Annotated in this window: 16 protein-coding genes; 1 reads left to right on the plus strand and 15 read right to left on the minus strand. The window is 63.9% G+C overall.

Annotated features, from left to right (window positions below; genetic code table 11):
- Positions 1-4 precede the first annotated feature (4 nt).
- The 5 genes from CH294_RS04700 to CH294_RS04720 all read right to left on the minus strand — a co-directional run bounded on the left by CH294_RS04700 (position 5) and on the right by CH294_RS04720 (position 5,311).
- Entirely contained in the window at positions 5-1,018 is a 1,014-nt protein-coding gene (locus CH294_RS04700) for an MCE family protein (RefSeq protein WP_249305048.1), read from the minus strand.
- Positions 1,015-2,214 (minus strand): MCE family protein, encoded by a 1,200-nt coding sequence (locus tag CH294_RS04705; RefSeq protein WP_094737125.1) that lies wholly within the window; start codon positions 2,212-2,214, stop codon positions 1,015-1,017. Before CH294_RS04705 ends, CH294_RS04700 begins: the two co-directional genes overlap by 4 nt.
- The gene (locus CH294_RS04710; RefSeq protein ID WP_052048012.1) at positions 2,211-3,029 is read right to left on the minus strand and encodes an ABC transporter permease; all 819 of its coding nucleotides are present in this window, start codon (positions 3,027-3,029) and stop codon (positions 2,211-2,213) included. The genes CH294_RS04705 and CH294_RS04710 overlap by 4 nt, the downstream gene beginning before the upstream one ends.
- Before the next feature lie 72 nt (positions 3,030-3,101).
- Positions 3,102-3,785 carry an ABC transporter permease gene (locus CH294_RS04715; RefSeq protein ID WP_094633173.1) on the minus strand — a complete coding sequence of 228 codons (684 nt, stop codon included), beginning with the start codon at positions 3,783-3,785 and terminating at the stop codon, positions 3,102-3,104.
- Between the two features lie 317 nt (positions 3,786-4,102).
- Positions 4,103-5,311 carry a TetR/AcrR family transcriptional regulator gene (locus CH294_RS04720; protein ID WP_094737126.1) on the minus strand — a complete coding sequence of 403 codons (1,209 nt, stop codon included), beginning with the start codon at positions 5,309-5,311 and terminating at the stop codon, positions 4,103-4,105.
- A gap of 107 nt (positions 5,312-5,418) precedes the next feature.
- Between CH294_RS04720 and CH294_RS04725 the strand changes: the two genes are divergently transcribed.
- The gene (locus tag CH294_RS04725) at positions 5,419-6,135 is read left to right on the plus strand and encodes a TetR/AcrR family transcriptional regulator (protein ID WP_032367181.1); all 717 of its coding nucleotides are present in this window, start codon (positions 5,419-5,421) and stop codon (positions 6,133-6,135) included.
- Between the two features lie 28 nt (positions 6,136-6,163).
- Here the strand turns inward: CH294_RS04725 and CH294_RS04730 are convergent, their stop codons facing one another.
- From CH294_RS04730 to CH294_RS04775, 10 genes are all read right to left on the minus strand, one after another.
- Positions 6,164-7,417 (minus strand): FAD-dependent oxidoreductase, encoded by a 1,254-nt coding sequence (locus CH294_RS04730; protein WP_094737127.1) that lies wholly within the window; start codon positions 7,415-7,417, stop codon positions 6,164-6,166.
- 34 nt (positions 7,418-7,451) lie between these two features.
- Positions 7,452-7,643: a ferredoxin gene (locus tag CH294_RS04735; protein WP_032367183.1), complete on the minus strand. Its 192-nt coding sequence runs from the start codon at positions 7,641-7,643 to the stop codon at positions 7,452-7,454.
- Between the two features lie 42 nt (positions 7,644-7,685).
- Entirely contained in the window at positions 7,686-8,894 is a 1,209-nt protein-coding gene (locus tag CH294_RS04740) for an enoyl-CoA hydratase-related protein (RefSeq protein WP_094737128.1), read from the minus strand.
- Positions 8,895-8,965: 71 nt separating this feature from the next.
- A complete protein-coding gene (locus CH294_RS04745) occupies positions 8,966-10,162 on the minus strand; it encodes an acetyl-CoA acetyltransferase (RefSeq protein WP_094737129.1) in 1,197 nt (398 codons plus the stop codon).
- A complete protein-coding gene (locus CH294_RS04750) occupies positions 10,159-11,556 on the minus strand; it encodes an OB-fold domain-containing protein (protein ID WP_094737130.1) in 1,398 nt (465 codons plus the stop codon). Before CH294_RS04750 ends, CH294_RS04745 begins: the two co-directional genes overlap by 4 nt.
- A 1-nt stretch (position 11,557) precedes the next feature.
- Positions 11,558-12,763: an acetyl-CoA C-acetyltransferase gene (locus CH294_RS04755; protein ID WP_094737131.1), complete on the minus strand. Its 1,206-nt coding sequence runs from the start codon at positions 12,761-12,763 to the stop codon at positions 11,558-11,560.
- On the minus strand, positions 12,760-14,058 hold the full coding sequence (locus CH294_RS04760; RefSeq protein ID WP_249305050.1) for an acetyl-CoA hydrolase/transferase C-terminal domain-containing protein: 1,299 nt from the start codon (positions 14,056-14,058) through the stop codon (positions 12,760-12,762). The genes CH294_RS04755 and CH294_RS04760 overlap by 4 nt, the downstream gene beginning before the upstream one ends.
- A complete protein-coding gene (locus CH294_RS04765; protein WP_094737133.1) occupies positions 14,048-14,308 on the minus strand; it encodes a hypothetical protein in 261 nt (86 codons plus the stop codon). The genes CH294_RS04760 and CH294_RS04765 overlap by 11 nt, the downstream gene beginning before the upstream one ends.
- Complete coding sequence (locus CH294_RS04770; protein ID WP_094737134.1) at positions 14,305-14,835, minus strand: aromatic-ring-hydroxylating dioxygenase subunit beta; 531 nt, start codon at positions 14,833-14,835, stop codon at positions 14,305-14,307. Before CH294_RS04770 ends, CH294_RS04765 begins: the two co-directional genes overlap by 4 nt.
- Positions 14,832-16,106: an aromatic ring-hydroxylating dioxygenase subunit alpha gene (locus CH294_RS04775; protein WP_249305064.1), complete on the minus strand. Its 1,275-nt coding sequence runs from the start codon at positions 16,104-16,106 to the stop codon at positions 14,832-14,834. The genes CH294_RS04770 and CH294_RS04775 overlap by 4 nt, the downstream gene beginning before the upstream one ends.
- Between the last annotated feature and the right edge of the window lie 7 nt (positions 16,107-16,113).

Consider the following 16,113-nt stretch of genomic DNA (forward strand, 5'->3'; position numbering starts at 1 on the left):
TCGATCATTGCTGGCACCTCTGGGTCGGCGATACGGCCATGGGGGTGGTGAGCTGGTCACTGAACTTGATTGCCACACCGCAGAGGTAGAAGTTGAAGAAGCTGCCGTAGGTGCCACGGCCGAGCAACTTGTACGCCTGGGGGAGCTGGCCGAGCACCATGTTCAACGTGTCGCTACTGGCGTTCAAGTTCGACGACAATGCGCCCAACTGCGTGATGTCCTGTTGCAGAGAGGGTCTGGATTCACTCAGGACGGACGACAGCGTCGCGGTCACCGCATCGACATTCGTGATCGCGTCTGTCACGCGCACCCGGTCATCGGACAGTCCTGTGACTATCTTCTGCAGTCGATCGATCATCGACGAGAACTGTCCGCGCCTGCTGTCGACGGTGACCAGCACGTTGTTCAGGTTAGTGATCACTCGGCCGATCACCTCGTCCTTGTCCGCCAAAGTTCCGGTGAGCGAACCGATCTGCTGCACCAACGAACCGATGACCTGCGACTGTCCGTTGAGCACTTGGACGAGTGAGGACGTGAACATGTTCGTGTCCTCGGGACTGAGCCCCTGCAGCAGCGGCTTGAAGCCGTTGACGAGTTCATCCAGATCGAGCGCCGCCTGGGTCTTGTCCAGGGGCACCGTCGATTCGTCGGGAAGGGCGTCGAGACTGCCTGGGCCCTGGGACACTTCGAGGTATCGATCACCGATGAGATTCTTGAACTTGATCGCCAGCGTGGTGCCCGAGGTCAAGACGATCGCGCGGTCCACGGTGAACGAGACCTTGCTGACGACGTTCGAGCCGTCCATCGCCAGGTCGACCGAGTTCACCTTGCCCACCGGGACCCCGGCGAGCTTGACGTCCTCGCCCGACACGATTCCCGACGCGTCCGCGAACATTCCCACGAACGTCCGCGTCGGTCCGAATCTCATGTTTCCGACCACCGTTGCCAGAAGCGCGGTCGTGAGCGCCGTGATGATCATGAACACGATCAACTTCAGGCCCGGAGCTCTGGCGGTCATCGGCCGAAGATGAAGGTCGGCCCGTACAACAGTTTCAGCAACGGGGAGTCGGCGAGTTCACCGGCGGTGAACTCTCGTGTGTAGGCCTCGCTGCCGTCGTGGAATTGCACGTGCGGAGGCAGTGGATCGCTGTAGTCGACGGGAGTGCTCCGGCAGTTGGGTCCGTCGTCGAGACCTACCAGAGGCAGGTTGTTCGGGTAGGTGTACTCGGGCTGGCCGACGATGATGGTGGACTGCACGTTCAGCCCCGGCTTCGTTCCACCGATCACCTGCTCGAGCCGCGGAACGTTCTGGCTCATACCTTGGAAGAAGCACACGGTCTGCGGTGAGTACCGCGCCAACAGAGCCGTGGTCGGCCTCAGTGCGGACAGTGCTGAGATCATCGGTTCCTTTACGTTCCGGAAGAAGTCCTCGCCCGTGTTGCCCAATGCGGTGAAGCTGACCAGGAACGCAGTGAGCTGCGCCTGCTTGTCGACCACGGTGTCGCTGGTCGTGCTGACATTCGCAGCGAGAGAGAGGAATTCGGGTGTGGCGTCGGCGAAGGTATCGAGGTTGTCGGCAGTTTTCGGGATGTCGCGTTGCAGCGTGGGGATGCTGCCGTTGAACTGTGCGAGGTACCGGTCGAGATCGGTGAGCAGAGTGCCGGCCTGCTCACCCCTACCGTCGAGGGCGGTCGCCACTGCACTCAGAGTCGCATTGACCTTCTGCGGGTCCACGACGTCGAGCAACGACACCAGTTTCGCGAACACGTCGTTGACTTCGACGGTGACGGAGCCGCCGTCGATGGTCGACCCCGGACGCAGCGAGGACGGCGACGGATCGGCCGGCATCTCGAGTGTGACGAACTTGCGACCGAAGACCGTGGTCGGTTCGAGATGCACAGCGACGTTCGACGGGACCTTCCGAAGTTCGTCGGGCGTGATCGCGAGAGTGAGAACGGCGCTCCCGTCCCGATATTCGACTGTGTCGACGGAGCCGATCACCACCCCTCGCAGCTTCACATCCGACCCTGGATCCATGAGAAGGCCGGATCGGTCGAGTTCGAGCGTGATCGCATCGGTTGTGGTGAACAAACCACGGTAGAACGCAGTGGACAGCCAGGCCAACGCCACTACGGCCACGATCAGCACCGCCCCGAGTACCAGATACACGGACGGGGACACCTGGCCCGCTGGGCGCGTCCGCGTGCGCGTCATCCCGAAATCCGAACGTTGGACGCAGGGCCGCCGAACACGGCGATACCGATCAGGAGGTCGACGAGCATGATGGCGATCAGCGACGTTCGGACCGCGCGCCCCACTGCCACACCGACGCCTGCCGGGCCGCCGCTGGCGTTGTACCCGTGGTAGCAGTGGACCGACATCACGATGAGCGCCATGGCAAGGACTTTCAGCAGCGACCAGAGCACGTCGCTGGGCACGAGGAAGACGTTGAAGTAGTGGGCGTAGGTGCCACTCGACTCACCTGCCAGCACCACGGTGACCAATTGTGTTGCGAGATAACCCATGATGAGCGCGATCGCGTAGAGCGGGATCACCGCCACGAAGCCGGCGATGATGCGCGTCGTCACCAGATACGGCATGGACGGCACCGACATCGATTCGAGTGCGTCGATCTCCTCGCTGACTCGCATGGCACCCAGTTGTGCGGTGAATCCGGCACCGACCGTGGCAGTCAACGCCACTCCGGTCACCACGGGAATGGCCTCGCGGGTATTGATGAATGCCGAGACGAACCCGGCGAGCGCGGCGATGCCCACGTTGCCGAGAGTCTTCGTTCCCTGCTGACCGACCTCGTATCCCGCTGCTGCAGTGAGGAAACCGATGACCACGACGCTTCCGCCGATCACGGCCAGAGCGCCTGTCCCGAGTGAGACCTCGGCGATGAGTCGGACGACTTCCTTGCGATAGTGCACGATGGTGCGTCGGATCCACAGGAAACTGCGGAGATGAAAATGCACCTGCTGACCCAGTCCGACCAAGGCGTCCTGGGGTTTTCGCGTCGTGCGCAGTACTCCGCGAGCAAAACGGGATCCGCCTGCTCCGGATTTCGTCAACGAATCGAACACGCTCGGCCTTCCTGACTACTTCAACTGAAGTGAGATGGTCGTGATGATCGAGTTCGCGAGGAACAGCAGCACGAAGCTGAACACGACCGTTTGGTTGACAGCGTCACCGACGCCCTTCGGTCCGCCTTTGGCACGAAGACCCAGGTGGCAGGCAACCAACCCGGCGAGTAGTCCGAACACTGCAGCCTTGAGTTCACTGACGATCAGATCGCCGAAACTGGTGAGCACCGGAATGCTGGTGATGAATTGTCCTGGTGTCGCACCCTGCAGGAACACCGCGAACGTGTAGCCGCCGACCAGCCCGACAGTGGTCACCAGACCGTTCAGGAAGAGAGCCACGACCATGGAGGCGAGCACCCGTGGAACGACGAGGCGATGAACGGGATCGATGCCGAGTACTTCCATCGCGTCGAGTTCCTCGCGAATCTTCCTCGATCCCAGGTCGGCGCAGATCGCGGTTGCACCGGCTCCGGCCACCACCAGCACGGTCACGACCGGTCCGATCTCGCGAACCACAGCCAATCCTGCTCCTGCACCGGAGAAGTCGACAGCGCCGATTTCGGTGAGCAGGAGGTTGATCTGGAAGACCACGATGACGCAGAAGGGAATCGCCATCAAGAGAGTCGGGACGATCGAGACACTGGCGATGAACCACGCCTGTTGCACGAATTCACGAAAGTGGAACGGCGGCTTGAACATCAAGCGAAACACGTCGAGCGCGGTCGCGTAGAAATTACCGATCTGACGTGGGGCTCCGACGGCAGCCTGTTCTATCACGTTTTTTACTTTGCGTTCAGAAATCACGACAAGCCGGTCCCCTCTCGATTCCTACGTCGGTTGTCCGCGGACGCATTTCGCTTCGCGCCCGCAGCGCACCCTGCCTGTCCGGCAGCGGCGACGAACCGGCTTCCCCGCGGGCCGCTTGCGCCTGTGAAGCCTGTCACAAGCGTCGGCCGATGTGCAAGGCCTAACGCTCATTAACTTTATTCTTGGATAAATTAAACCTTCGGTCGGTTTCAGGACTCCTGAAGAACGGTGAGCGCCAGCAACTCGGTGACGTGGGCCAGACGATCCTCGTCGGTTCGCTCGAGCCGGACCATGTCGGTCACCACGCGACGGGCCGCGAAGACTCGAACGCGTGCGTCGTTCACGTCGAGTCCCGGCCTCGATCGCATGACTGCCTCGACCCACCGATCGACATCTCGTGCCATCGACTCACGGAGCCGACGAGCGTCTCCGAGAGGCACGTTTCCGGCTTCGGTGATGTAGACCCCGAACAACTCTCGGTTCGCGGCAGCGACTGCGCAATAACTGCGCACCAGCACCCGCAGCTTCTCGTCGGGCGTCCCAGCCTGCGCCAGAGCCGTGCGCGCACCGTCGGCCACCATCGTCACCGCCCTGAACAGCACGTCGACCAGCAGCTCCGATTTGGACGAGACGTAGTGGTAGACACTCGGACCCGTGATTCCGGCCGCGGCTCCGATGTCGTCCACGGTCACCGCGGCGTAACCGACCCGGTAGAACAGTCCGACGGCCGCGTCCTCGACGGCCGTGACCCTCGACCCGGTCCTGCCCTCATCGGAGCCAGGGCGAGCACCATCGCCGAGAGCCCCGACACCGTCACGGCGCGCCGGAGTCCGGCGAAGGTCGAAGGACAGCAATGCGAATTCGATGTTCTCGAGCGCTTCTCTGTAGCGGGACAGATCCATGTCCACCGGGTCGGTCGATGGACTGCCCGCAACCGAGAGCATCGCGCATGCGATCAGATGACAGTTCTCGGGGGAGAGGTCCGCGTGCGAGGCGGAGACCGATGCGGTCACGGTATGCACGATCATCGCGTAGCGGCCCTCGATCGCACGTCTGTCGTCGGCATCCAGATGTCGAATTTCTCGCTGCACCAGAGTCCAGATCTCACGTCGTTCGAGCGCGACGTCGATCATCGGCGCGACGAGATGGGAGACGTCGCGATCGGCGTACTGCCGCAACACCGACTCGGCGGGTCCGAGGGTCGACACCACCGCTGCCATCAGCAGCTGTTCCTTGGACGAGAAGTGCCGGTACAGAGCAGGTGCCGTGAGATCCACTCGTCGAGCAACTTCCGCGAGTGTCACGTCCTCGTAGCCACGCTGATGGAACAGCTCGGCCGCGACGGCGGTGATCTGTTCTCGTCGCGCCCGCCCGCGCGCCGTGACGGGCCGGGTAGCAGCGTCGTTCCGCGGAGGCATTCTTCTCGTTCCGTGCTTTCGAAGTCAGGTTCGAACAGTGCACCATATCCAGTGCTGCAACATCGGTCGGAACCGTGAATTGTGCCCGGCACATCTATAGTCGGACCATGGCACGAAAAGCGACCGCGAAGCTCACCGACGAGGGCGAACTGCCCGAATCGAAATCCGCACGGACTCGCGGCCGCATTCTGGACGCGGCTGCTCATGTGCTCAGCATCAAGGGGTATGCGGGAACGCGGCTGACCGATGTCGCGGAATACGCGGAACTTCAGGCACCGGCCATCTACTACTACTTCCCCTCGCGCGAAGAACTCATCGAGGAAGTGATGTGGGTCGGCATCGCCGACATGCGCCGGCACGTGCTCGCGGTGTTGGACGCGGTCGATCCCGCGTCGAGTCCGATGGACCGCATTCTGGTGGCGGTGGAGGCACACCTGCGACACGAACTCGAGATCTCGGATTACACGACCGCGTCGATTCGCAATGCCGGTCAGCTTCCCGAGTCGATCCGAGCGCGGCAGGTGGCCGAAGAGGCCAAGTACGGCAAGATCTGGCAGAAGCTGTTCAAGGACGCTGCAGACGAGGGCCAGATTCGCGACGACCTCGATGTGAAGATGGCGCGGATGCTCGTCATCGGAGCATTGAACTGGGCGGCCGAATGGTGGAACCCACGCCGGGGTTCCCTCGACACCGTGGTCGCCACCGCCCAGTCCATCGTCTCGGCCGGCTTGTCTCCCAAAACCACGTCGACTGCTGCTGCAGCACCGCGCAAGACAGCGGCACCGGCACGGCCCCGTCGCCGCTCCGGTCAGACCGCGATCTGACCGGAGCGAGTCACCGGCCTCGTCACGGTCAGACTTTCGCCGCCGCGATCAGTTTGCGCTTCTCCGCGAACTCCAACGCTGCCGACCAGTCCGTCTTCTTCGAGATGAGCACGCGGTACTTCATGATGTCCGCCTGTCCGTTCACGGTGAGTGCGCCGACGACGGTCTCGCCTTTGCGGTAGAGCGCCACCCACTTGCCGGGGACGTCGACATCACCCTCCACCAGGACGACCTCGTCGGCATCGGTGATTCCGACGAATTGGATGCGGCTGTCGTACCAGTCCGACCAGAAGTACGGGACCGTCGAGTACGGCTTGGCCGCCGCCGGATCCAGTGCGTTTCTGGCCGCAGCAGCACCCTGCTCCGCCGCGCTTGTCCAGTGTTCGAGCCGCTGGTGGCGGTCGAAGAGTGGGTTGCGCCAGTTGGCCACGTCACCGGCTGCGTAGATGCCGGGAATTCCGGTGAACAGCGTCTCGTCGCACAGGACCCCGTTGTCCAGGGTCAATCCCGAGCCTTCGAGCCACCCGGTGGCAGGAACGGTGCCGATACCGACGATCACCAGTTCTGCCGGGAGCACGGTTCCGTCGGCCAACACGACCCGCTCGACCCGGCCGTTCCCTTCGACGCGGTCCACTCCGACTCCACACCGCAATTCGGTGCCGTTACGGTTGTGCAGCGACGCGATCGCCGGACCCATCGACGGTCCGATCGCGCGCACGAGGGGAGTCGCCAGCGCCTCGACGACGGTGACGGGGATACCACGCTTGTTGGCATTGGAGGCCACCTCGGACCCGATGAATCCCGCGCCGATGACGACTGTCCGAGCACCCGAATCCAGTGCAGCCCGAACGGCGATCGCATCGTCGATGGTGCGTAGTCCGTGCACTCCGTCGAGATGTTCGGTACCGGACAGAGCTCGCGCCTGGGCCCCGGTCGCGATGATCAGCAGATCGAACGGGATGTCCGAATCCCCCACCTGCACAGTTCTTTCCTCGATACTCAACCCGGTGGCCGGGTTGCCGAGCAACATCGTCACGTCGAGTTCGTCGGCGAAGGTCTCGGGAGTACGAAAGAAGGGGACGTCCGGGCTCGACCCGTCGACACCGGGTTCGAGATATGCCTTGGACAGCGGCGGCCGGTCGTACGGAAGATGTTTCTCGGCACCGATCAGGGTGATCGCGCCTTCGAATCCGGCTTTCCGCGCACTCTCGACCGCTCTGAGTCCGGCCAGCGAGGCACCGACGACAACCAGATGCCTGCTGTCGGCCGACACAACGGTCATGTGACGGTGACCTTGCCGGGGGTGTCGAACACGGTCAGTGCTCGATTCGCAAGGCTTCGGTGGGGCAGCCGGCAATGGCTTCCTCGACCTCGGCCAACTCGTCGGGCTCGATGTCCTCCTTGAGCGCGAGCAGATCACCGGAATCATCCACCTCGAAAAAGGCAGGTGCCAGGGATTCGCAGATGCCCAATCCGGTGCACTTCGTTCGATCGACGACGACCTTCATCGTATTTCCTTTCACTCGGCTCACCGCCCCTCTTGGGTACGGTCAGCGACCTTCGAATTGTGGTGCTTGCTTACCGACGAACGCGGCGATGGCACCTCGCGCGTCGGACGTCCCGCCGGTGATCGCAAGAGCGTCGATCTCGTCGAGCAAGTGCTCGGACAGGGTGTTGGTCGACGATTCGCGAAGTAGTCGGCGCATCTTCCCGAAGGCTCGAGTGGGTCCCGACGCAAGCGATACTGCCAGCGAGAAGGCCGTGTGGGCCAGCTGGTCGGCGTCGACGACCTCGGTCACCAGCCCCCACTCCACCGCCTCTTCGGCTCCTACCCGGTAGTTCTGGAAGAACATCTTCGCGGCCCGCCGTGGTCCGACGAGCCGGGGCAGGTACCAGCTTCCGCCCCCATCGCCGGACAATCCGATCGCTGCGAACGCCGTCGAGAAATGCGCGTTCGGAGCCGCCAGCACGAAGTCGGCGGCGAACACGAAGCCGAGACCGCCGCCGGCAACGGCACCTTGCGCAGCAGTCACGATGGGTACATCGAGCATGCTGAACAGCCGAAACGCTTCGTGGAACGGGCCGGTCATCCGCCGCAGCAGCGGGCCGATCTGCTCGGGGTCGCCGTCGACGAAGTAGGTGATGTCGCCGCCGACAGTGAGGTTGGTTCCCGATCCTTCGATGAGCACCGCTCGCACGGTCGGATCCGCCGCGCACCGTCGGGCCACTTCGAGCGTGTCCTCGGCCAGGGCGAGATCGATGGCGTTGCGCTGTTCGGGCCGATCGAGGGTGATGCGCGCAACCGACTGTTCGACGCGATATCGGATGGTCGTCAGTTGCCGTTCGCCTCGCGCTGTTCGATCGACTGCCTCGTGCCAGCGTTGTGAGTCGGTCAGCTGCACCAGCTTCGAGACTTTGCCGTCGACGAAGGTCAGCACGTGTACGAACTCCGCGTCCAGGGTGGCACCCGTCGACCTACCGGTGCCGACATACCTTCCCGCCACGTAGAGCCGTCCGTCCTCGAGCCCGACGAATTCTTCCGGGCGGGCCGCCGCCGAATATTCCTTGGCGATGCCACCCCAGAAATTCCGCCGCATGTCTGCCGCGTCGGAGTAGTCTCCGCCGAGGCCGAACGGGAGCCCCTCCGTTGCGTGGCCACGAAAGCTGGGATGCAAGACGTTCTTCAGCACCTCACGGTCACCACTGGCCAACGCCGCATACAGCGCGCGAGCGGTCTCGATCGGTCCGGCCTCCGCCATGATGCCCCTTCGTCGTGGTTGTCGAATTTAATATAAATAAAAATAGCCGCGCACGTCAAGGCGCTGCTCGACTATCGACTCGGCGCGTTGCCGACGACCGAGACGAAGGAGACGCAACCGCCGGGACGACCACCCAGATTGTGAGTCAGCGCCAGCCTTGGATCGTCCAATTGGCGACGCCCTGCGCGCCCGGAGAACTGCAACCAGCACTCGTAGAGCATCCGCAGCCCGCTGGCACCGACCGGATGCCCGAAGGACTTCAGGCCGCCGTCCGGGTTGACGGGAAGGCTGCCGTCGGAGTCGAAATCTCCGGCCAGCATCTCCTTCCAGGCCAGTCCCCGGTCACTGAAGCCGAGGTCCTCCATCAGGACGATCTCGGTCGGAGTGAAGCAGTCGTGCACCTCCGCCAGCGACAATTCTCGGCGCGGATCCTCGATACCTGCCTGTGCGTAGGCGTCGCGCGCACTGTGGACCACCTCGGGGAAGGTCGTGAAGTCGTAGGCCGGATCCACCGCACCTCGCATCGGCCCCGCAGCCAGCGAGAGGCCTTTGACGTACATCGGTGTGTCCGTGTAGTTCAGCGCGTCCTCGGCCCGGACGATCAGCGCGCAGGCAGCCCCGTCGGACACTCCCGAGCAGTCGAAGACACCGAGTCTTCCTGCCACCTTGGGGGCACCTTCGATCGTCGAGCGTTCGACTTCCTTCCGGAACTGAGCCTTGTCGTTCTTCGACCCGTTGATGTGGTTCTTCCACGCCACGTGCGTCATCGCGCTGCGCATGTCGTTCGGATCGACGCCGTACTTCGCGCAGTAGGCAGGATCGAGCAACGAGAACGCCGCCGGTGCCGTGAGTGACAGCTCACTGGCTGTGCCGTCCGCAGGCGGATCCGCACGCAGCAACCCCGAGAAGCCCGAGTCCTTGAGCTTCTCGACGCCGACGGCCATCACCGTGTCGTAGGCACCGGAGGCGACCGCGTAACACGCATTGCGGAAGGCCTCGGAGCCGGTGGCGCAGTAGTTCTCGACCCGGGTGACGGGTTTGTAGTCGATGCCCAGCGGCCTGCTCAACGCCAGTCCGGACTGTCCGGATCCGAGAGTGCCGAGCCAGTACGCGTCGACGTCCGCCAGGCTCAGCCGTCCGTCGGCCGGCAGACATTCCTGTACGGCATCGATCACGAGATCGTCGGCGGACTTGTCCCATCGCTCTCCGAAGGCGGTGCAGCCCATCCCGACCACCGCAACGCGGTCTCGAATCCCATTGCTGCTCATACCGACTCCTCCACTGACGAACGATCCTCGATCACCGGTCGCGCCTTCCAGAAATAGTTGTGCACTCCCCCGGCGGTGAACAGCCGTCGAAACGACAGCTCGACGCGACTTCCCACTGTTACCGAGGACGCCGCGCCGTCGGCGACCTCCAGTGAGTACCGGCCACCGCCGTCGAAGTCGACGACCGCCTCCACCACCGGAGGCGACGGCGAGAACGCGAGGCGATCGATCGTCGACGTAGCCACCGTCCCGCGCGCACCTCGCCGAGATTCCGGGTGCATGGAGTCGACGCTGCCGCAACCGCGACACACTCTCGCGGGCGGAAGGTGGACGAATCCGCAACGATCACAACCGGATCCGACGAATCCGAACTTCCATGCCGTCGCGCGCCCCGAGGGCGGAGCGGCCGGTCGATCGGGTTCGGGCCGGCGCGGCGGCTCACGGTCGACGAGCCCACGCCACGACAGGTAGGTCAGATACGAGATCCGGTGTCCGCCGCTGCGTTGTTCGGCAACAGGACGTCTCGCACGATGGTTCACGATGCCGGGAAGGACGCGCAGAACCAGAGCGTCGCATCCGTCGACCGCGGACAGGACCAGAACGGTCTCCCCCGGCGCAGCCGAGTCCAATACCTCCGCCAGCGCGATCCCGACGTCGGCGGCACCACTGAACCCCAACGTCGAGGTGACCGTCGAGACGGATCCGGAGGCCAACGCAGTCAGCCGCTTTCGGATTCCACTGTTCGGCGAGGTGAGTACGACGTGGTCCGGTGCATCGACCCCCGCGGCAGCGAGCGCCCGGCGCTGCACCTCCGCGATCAACGGGGTGTACTCCTCCTGGCCGTACCGCTCTTCCCACTGGTTGCCGCCGATCGACGCCGGATCCCGCCAGCGATCGAGGAATTCGAGCGTCGACGACGCCGTGGACAGCAGTGCTGCGATTCCGGCACCCTGTTCGGTGGTCTCGGCGAAGACGAATGCAGCTCCGCCGTCGCCGCCCGACCGCTCGTCCGAGGAACCGGGTCGCCCGGTCCGCACGTCGGACATGACGGCCATACCGCCGGATTCGGCCGCGCACCTGATGGCCGCCATCGACGACTTTCCGGTGCCGCCGAAATCCGCGCAGAACACGTCGGAGGGCAACCCCAAGGCAGCATGAACCGCAACGGCATTGGTCTTGTCCGCGTATGCGTGAGACGAGCTCGCGAAGTACATCGTGGAAGGTACGTACTGCTCCGCCAACGCGGCGGAGGCTGCCTCCACGGCAATGGTCGTGCTGTCCTCGTCGAACGAGGCCACCACCCGATCTGCTCCTCCTACTCGGCCACCGATGTCCTCGGGTCCCAGTCGATAGGTGGGGAGGTACGCGGCGTAGGACACCAACTCGGCAGTCATGTCAGGCCCTCTCGAACATGGCGGCGATTCCCTGGCCGCCGCCGATGCACATGGTCTCGAGTGCGTACCGCCCCTGGCGACGCTGCAGCTCGTTCAGCATCGTCGTCATGATGCGTCCACCGGTGGCACCGATCGGGTGCCCGAGGGAAATACCGGAACCGTTGACGTTGAGTCTGGAATCGACGTCGTCGAGTGTCAGACCCCAGCCGGACAGCACCGCCAGAACCTGTACAGCGAAGGCCTCGTTGATCTCGATCAGATCCAGATCCGCGAAACCCAGGCCGTTCTTGGCGAACAACTTCTGCACCGCGCCGACCGGTCCGATCCCCATCATCGACGGCTCGCATCCGACGGCCGCCCAACTGTGCAGGAAGCCGATGGGCTCGAGACCCAACTCGTCCAACCTGTCCTCGGCCACGACCAGACAGGCACTCGACGCGTCGTTCTGCTGGGCCGCGTTTCCCGCGGTGACCGTTCCCCCGGCGATGAGGGGACGCAGGCGAGAGAGGGTCTCGATCGACGAGTCGGGTCGAACCCCCTCGTCCCGGGTGACCGTGATCGGATCACCCTTGCGCTGGGGAACATTCACCGGGACGATCTCGGCGTCGAACGAACCGTCCGCCCATGCTCGAGCGGCGGCGCGGTGACTGCGCACCGCGAACTCGTCTGCCCGTTCTCGGGATATCTCGTACTTCTGCGCCAGATTCTCGGCCGTTTCGATCATTCCGCTGATACGCCCGAACCGCCATTCCGGCTGCGACCGTTCCCGCCCGCGATCGAGCCGGTCGTACAGTGCGAGGTTTCCCGACCGAGAACCCCAGCGAGCCGAGGTGGTGTAGTGCTCGATGTTGCTCATCGACTCGACCCCACCCGCAAGGACGACGTCCGCCGCGCCCGTCTGGACCATCATCGACGCGGTGACCACCGCTTGCAGCCCGCCCCCGCATCGCCGGTCGGTCTGAAAGCCGGGAACTGCCACCGGGAGTCCGGCGTCGAGCGCCGCCCATCGTCCGATACACGGGGCCTCGGAGTTGGCATACGACTGGGCGAACGCCACGTCCTCGATCCGTTCGGGATCGACTCCCGACGCAGCCACCACGGCCTGGATCACCGCCGAGGCCAGGTTTTCGGCCGGAACCGGGCGCAGGGCACCGCCGAAGGCACCCACCGGGGTTCTCAGTGGTGCCACGATTGCTGCGCGTCTCATCTGGCAGTTCCTCTCGTCAACTGATGTTCTCCTCGAAGAATCGGCTCGGCCGCGGCCGCGAGTTCGCCGCGGTGCACCGGGTCGGCCAGCCTCAGCATTTCCTCGACCCGGCGTTCGAGCGACAACGCCCGAAGGTCGGCAATACCGTTCTCTGTCACGATGATTGCCGCGTCGGCCCGTGGTGTGCTTACCGGACCGCCGAGTGCGGCCACGATTCTGCTCCGCCCGCGGGCCGCCGACGGCAGAGCCACGATCGGTAGTCCGCCACGTGATGCGGCCGCACCGCGCAGGAAGTCCATGGCCCCGCCGACTGCACCGACGTACTTGCCCGCCGCGACCTCGGCATTGACCGCTCCGAACAGGTCGACCTCGATGGCCGAGTTGATTGCGGCAAGAGCATGCTGCGCGGACAGTATCGCCGAATCATGGGTGTAGCCGGTCGATCTGACGTTCACGGCGGGGTTTCGATCCACGAAGTCGAAGAGTCGACGCGTACCGGTGACGAACCCCGCGACGGCAATGCCGCGGTCGAGCGACTTGCGTGCTCCGGTGGCCGCTCCCGACTCCATCAGTTCCATGGCGGCTTCGTTGAGAACGCCACTGTGGATACCGAGATCACGTCGACCGTGCAGCTCACGCAACACTGCCTCGGGTACGGCACCGATCCCGAATTGAAGGGTCGCTCCGTCCTCGATCAACGACGCCACGTTCCGCGCGACGGCGTGCACGGCGTCGCTCGCGCGGGCCGACTCCATCTGCGCCGGCTCACGCGAGCTGCGAACGGCCGCGGTCCACTCCTCTGGGCCGAGAGTCCTGGCGCCCGCGACCACCGGTGCCCTGTCGTTGATCTCGACGATCACGACGGCGGCCGAATCGATGGCGGCCGAGAGGTAGTCGTCGGTCAGACTCATCGAATGTCGACCGGTCTCGTCGGCAGCCGAGACCTGAACGAGAACCACATCGGCCCGCGCCGGACCGGAGGTCAACAATTCCGGAATGCGCGAGTAGTGCACCGGCGAGATCTCGAGCAGTCCCGCCTGGTGCAGTGCAGCATTGCTACCCGTCCCGCAGTACGAGGACAACGAGAGTCCGTCGACCGACTCCGGCTGCAGGATCGACCGAGCCGGAATTCCGACGAAACACCGAACCGGACCGATCTCGTGGCGTTGTGCGACAAGAAGATCGGTCAAGGTCTGCGGCTCACCGCACGCCTGGCCCCATACGATGGTGTCGCCGGGCCGAACGAACCGCGTGAGATCGAGTGACTGTTCTGCGCCGGTCACGCTACCCGGCACTGTCGTTGTTCCATCTGTCGGACGACGGATCGAGCAACTGATTCAGATGGCCGTCGCTGAGCCATACGATGGTCTCCAGTTCCAACGCATCGAGAAACCGAACCCGCCCGGTCCGCAGATCCTCCAGGCGAAGACGGATGCCGTTGCCGGAGCGGTCGAACGTCACCTCGACTTCGGCGAACTCGCTGCCGACGATGTCGCCGGGCGAGGTATCGCCTGCGTCGGAACTGCCTGTCCCCACCACCGTCATATCAAGAAACCCAGTGTGGCAACGGCTTTGTCGTGATCGACGAGCACGACCTTCTTGTAGGCCAGCGCGAAGCCGGTCTCCGTTCGTCGCAACCGATACGTGGTGCGTCCGCCCCAGATCTCGTTTCCGCGTGTCCTGGACTCGAAGACGATGAAATTGCACCCGACCTCGATATCGACATCGCCTGCCGCGGAACGACGGCCGCCCAGAATCTCGACGTTGGACAGCAGGCGACGCATGTGCGACGGCGGTGCCTGGGCATACCGCTTTCCGGTACGAACCTGCTTCAGCCGGGTCGAAATACGATTCCTGTTGTCGTAGATGATCGACACACAGGTCAGCGGGTCCGAGTCCATGTCCGAGGCGGGAACCCAGTAGATGGCGTCGTCGGTCCACAACGCCTCCCACGAGTCGTAATCGTTCTCGTCGGCGAATCGTGCTTCCCGATAGAGGAACTGCTCGACCTCACGAAGATCGGTTCCTGCCGGCACATCGACGAGTCCGTCGGCGATCTCTGCTGTTTTCACTGGTCGGCCTCCATCAGTTTCTTGTAGTGAGCCCAGAAGCCGCGCATCCCGACCTCGTCCGTGGCCGTGCCGATCGTGAACCCGTTCTCGTCGGTCTGCTCGCGATGGATACCGCGACGCACGTCGAGCCACTCCGGTGCGAGCATGCCGACGCCGCGCTGGTTTCGCTCGTACATCTCGGTGTCGTCCGCGAGCAGCATTCCGGCCGGTCCGACGGAGCCGATCGACTGAGAGATCATGCGCTTGTTCAGTTCCGGCGCTCCGGCGAGCTGCACCGCGGTTGCATACTGCACGCACTCGTCCGCGGCGACAGGCTGAATGTTGAAGACCTGGATCTCGGCGATGAACAGGTTGGGGAACACCATGACGTGGGGTGCGCCCTCGACGAGAATTCGTTCGGCATCGTCACCGTGACGGGCCCGGATCGCCTCGACGTAATCCGGTACGCGAGATTCCGTGGTACCGAACCAGCGCATCGGTTCGTCGAACTTGCGGAACTCCGGTCGAAGGTCGTTCTCGCTGTGGCCGTTTCCGAGGTTTCGCGTCACGGCCGTCGACGCATCGCTGTACAGCGCGCCGATCGGCGAGCCGGTCACGCCGAATATCGATCCGTGGACGAACTGCGGGTGATAACCGTCGGTCTCGTTCTCGGTCAGCAGCTTCCAGTTGGCCTTGGTCTTGTGCTGCAGCCACCCTGCGGTGAGTTCGACTTTTCCCTCGGGCGAGAGATTCGCGAGCCGATCGATCTCACCGGCGGCTCCGCCCAGGTGCTCGACGAGGCTGGGTCCGTCCTGTGCGAAGCTGCCGAACACGAAGCCCTGGTAGGACGCGACTCGTGGGACCTTTCCCATGGTCAGGTCGAGGTTGTTCTTGCCGCCGTACCCCTTGTTGTACGGATACCCCAGCAGCTCACCGGTGTTGCGGTACGTCCACCCGTGGTACGGGCAACGGAACGAACTCGAGTTGCCGCGCGCGTCGTCGCACACCAGATTCGCTCGGTGTGCACACCGGTTCAGCAACAGATGCACCTCGCCGTCGCGGTCACGGGTCATGACCACGTCCTGCAGGCCGAGCTTCTTGCGGATGTAGTCGTTGGGCTCGGGGATCTCACTTTCGTGACCCACGAACACCCATGTGGTGTACCAGATCTTGGCAAGTTCCTCGGCGAAGATCTGTTCATCGGTGTAGAGCGATCCGTGCACACGGGTCGGCTCGATCAATCGGGAGTACTTCGACTCCCCTGACGGACTCCCGGTACCGGTGGTGTCCATCCCTGCG

The organism is Rhodococcus sp. 14-2483-1-1, assembly GCF_002259335.1.
GTDB lineage: Bacteria > Actinomycetota > Actinomycetes > Mycobacteriales > Mycobacteriaceae > Rhodococcoides.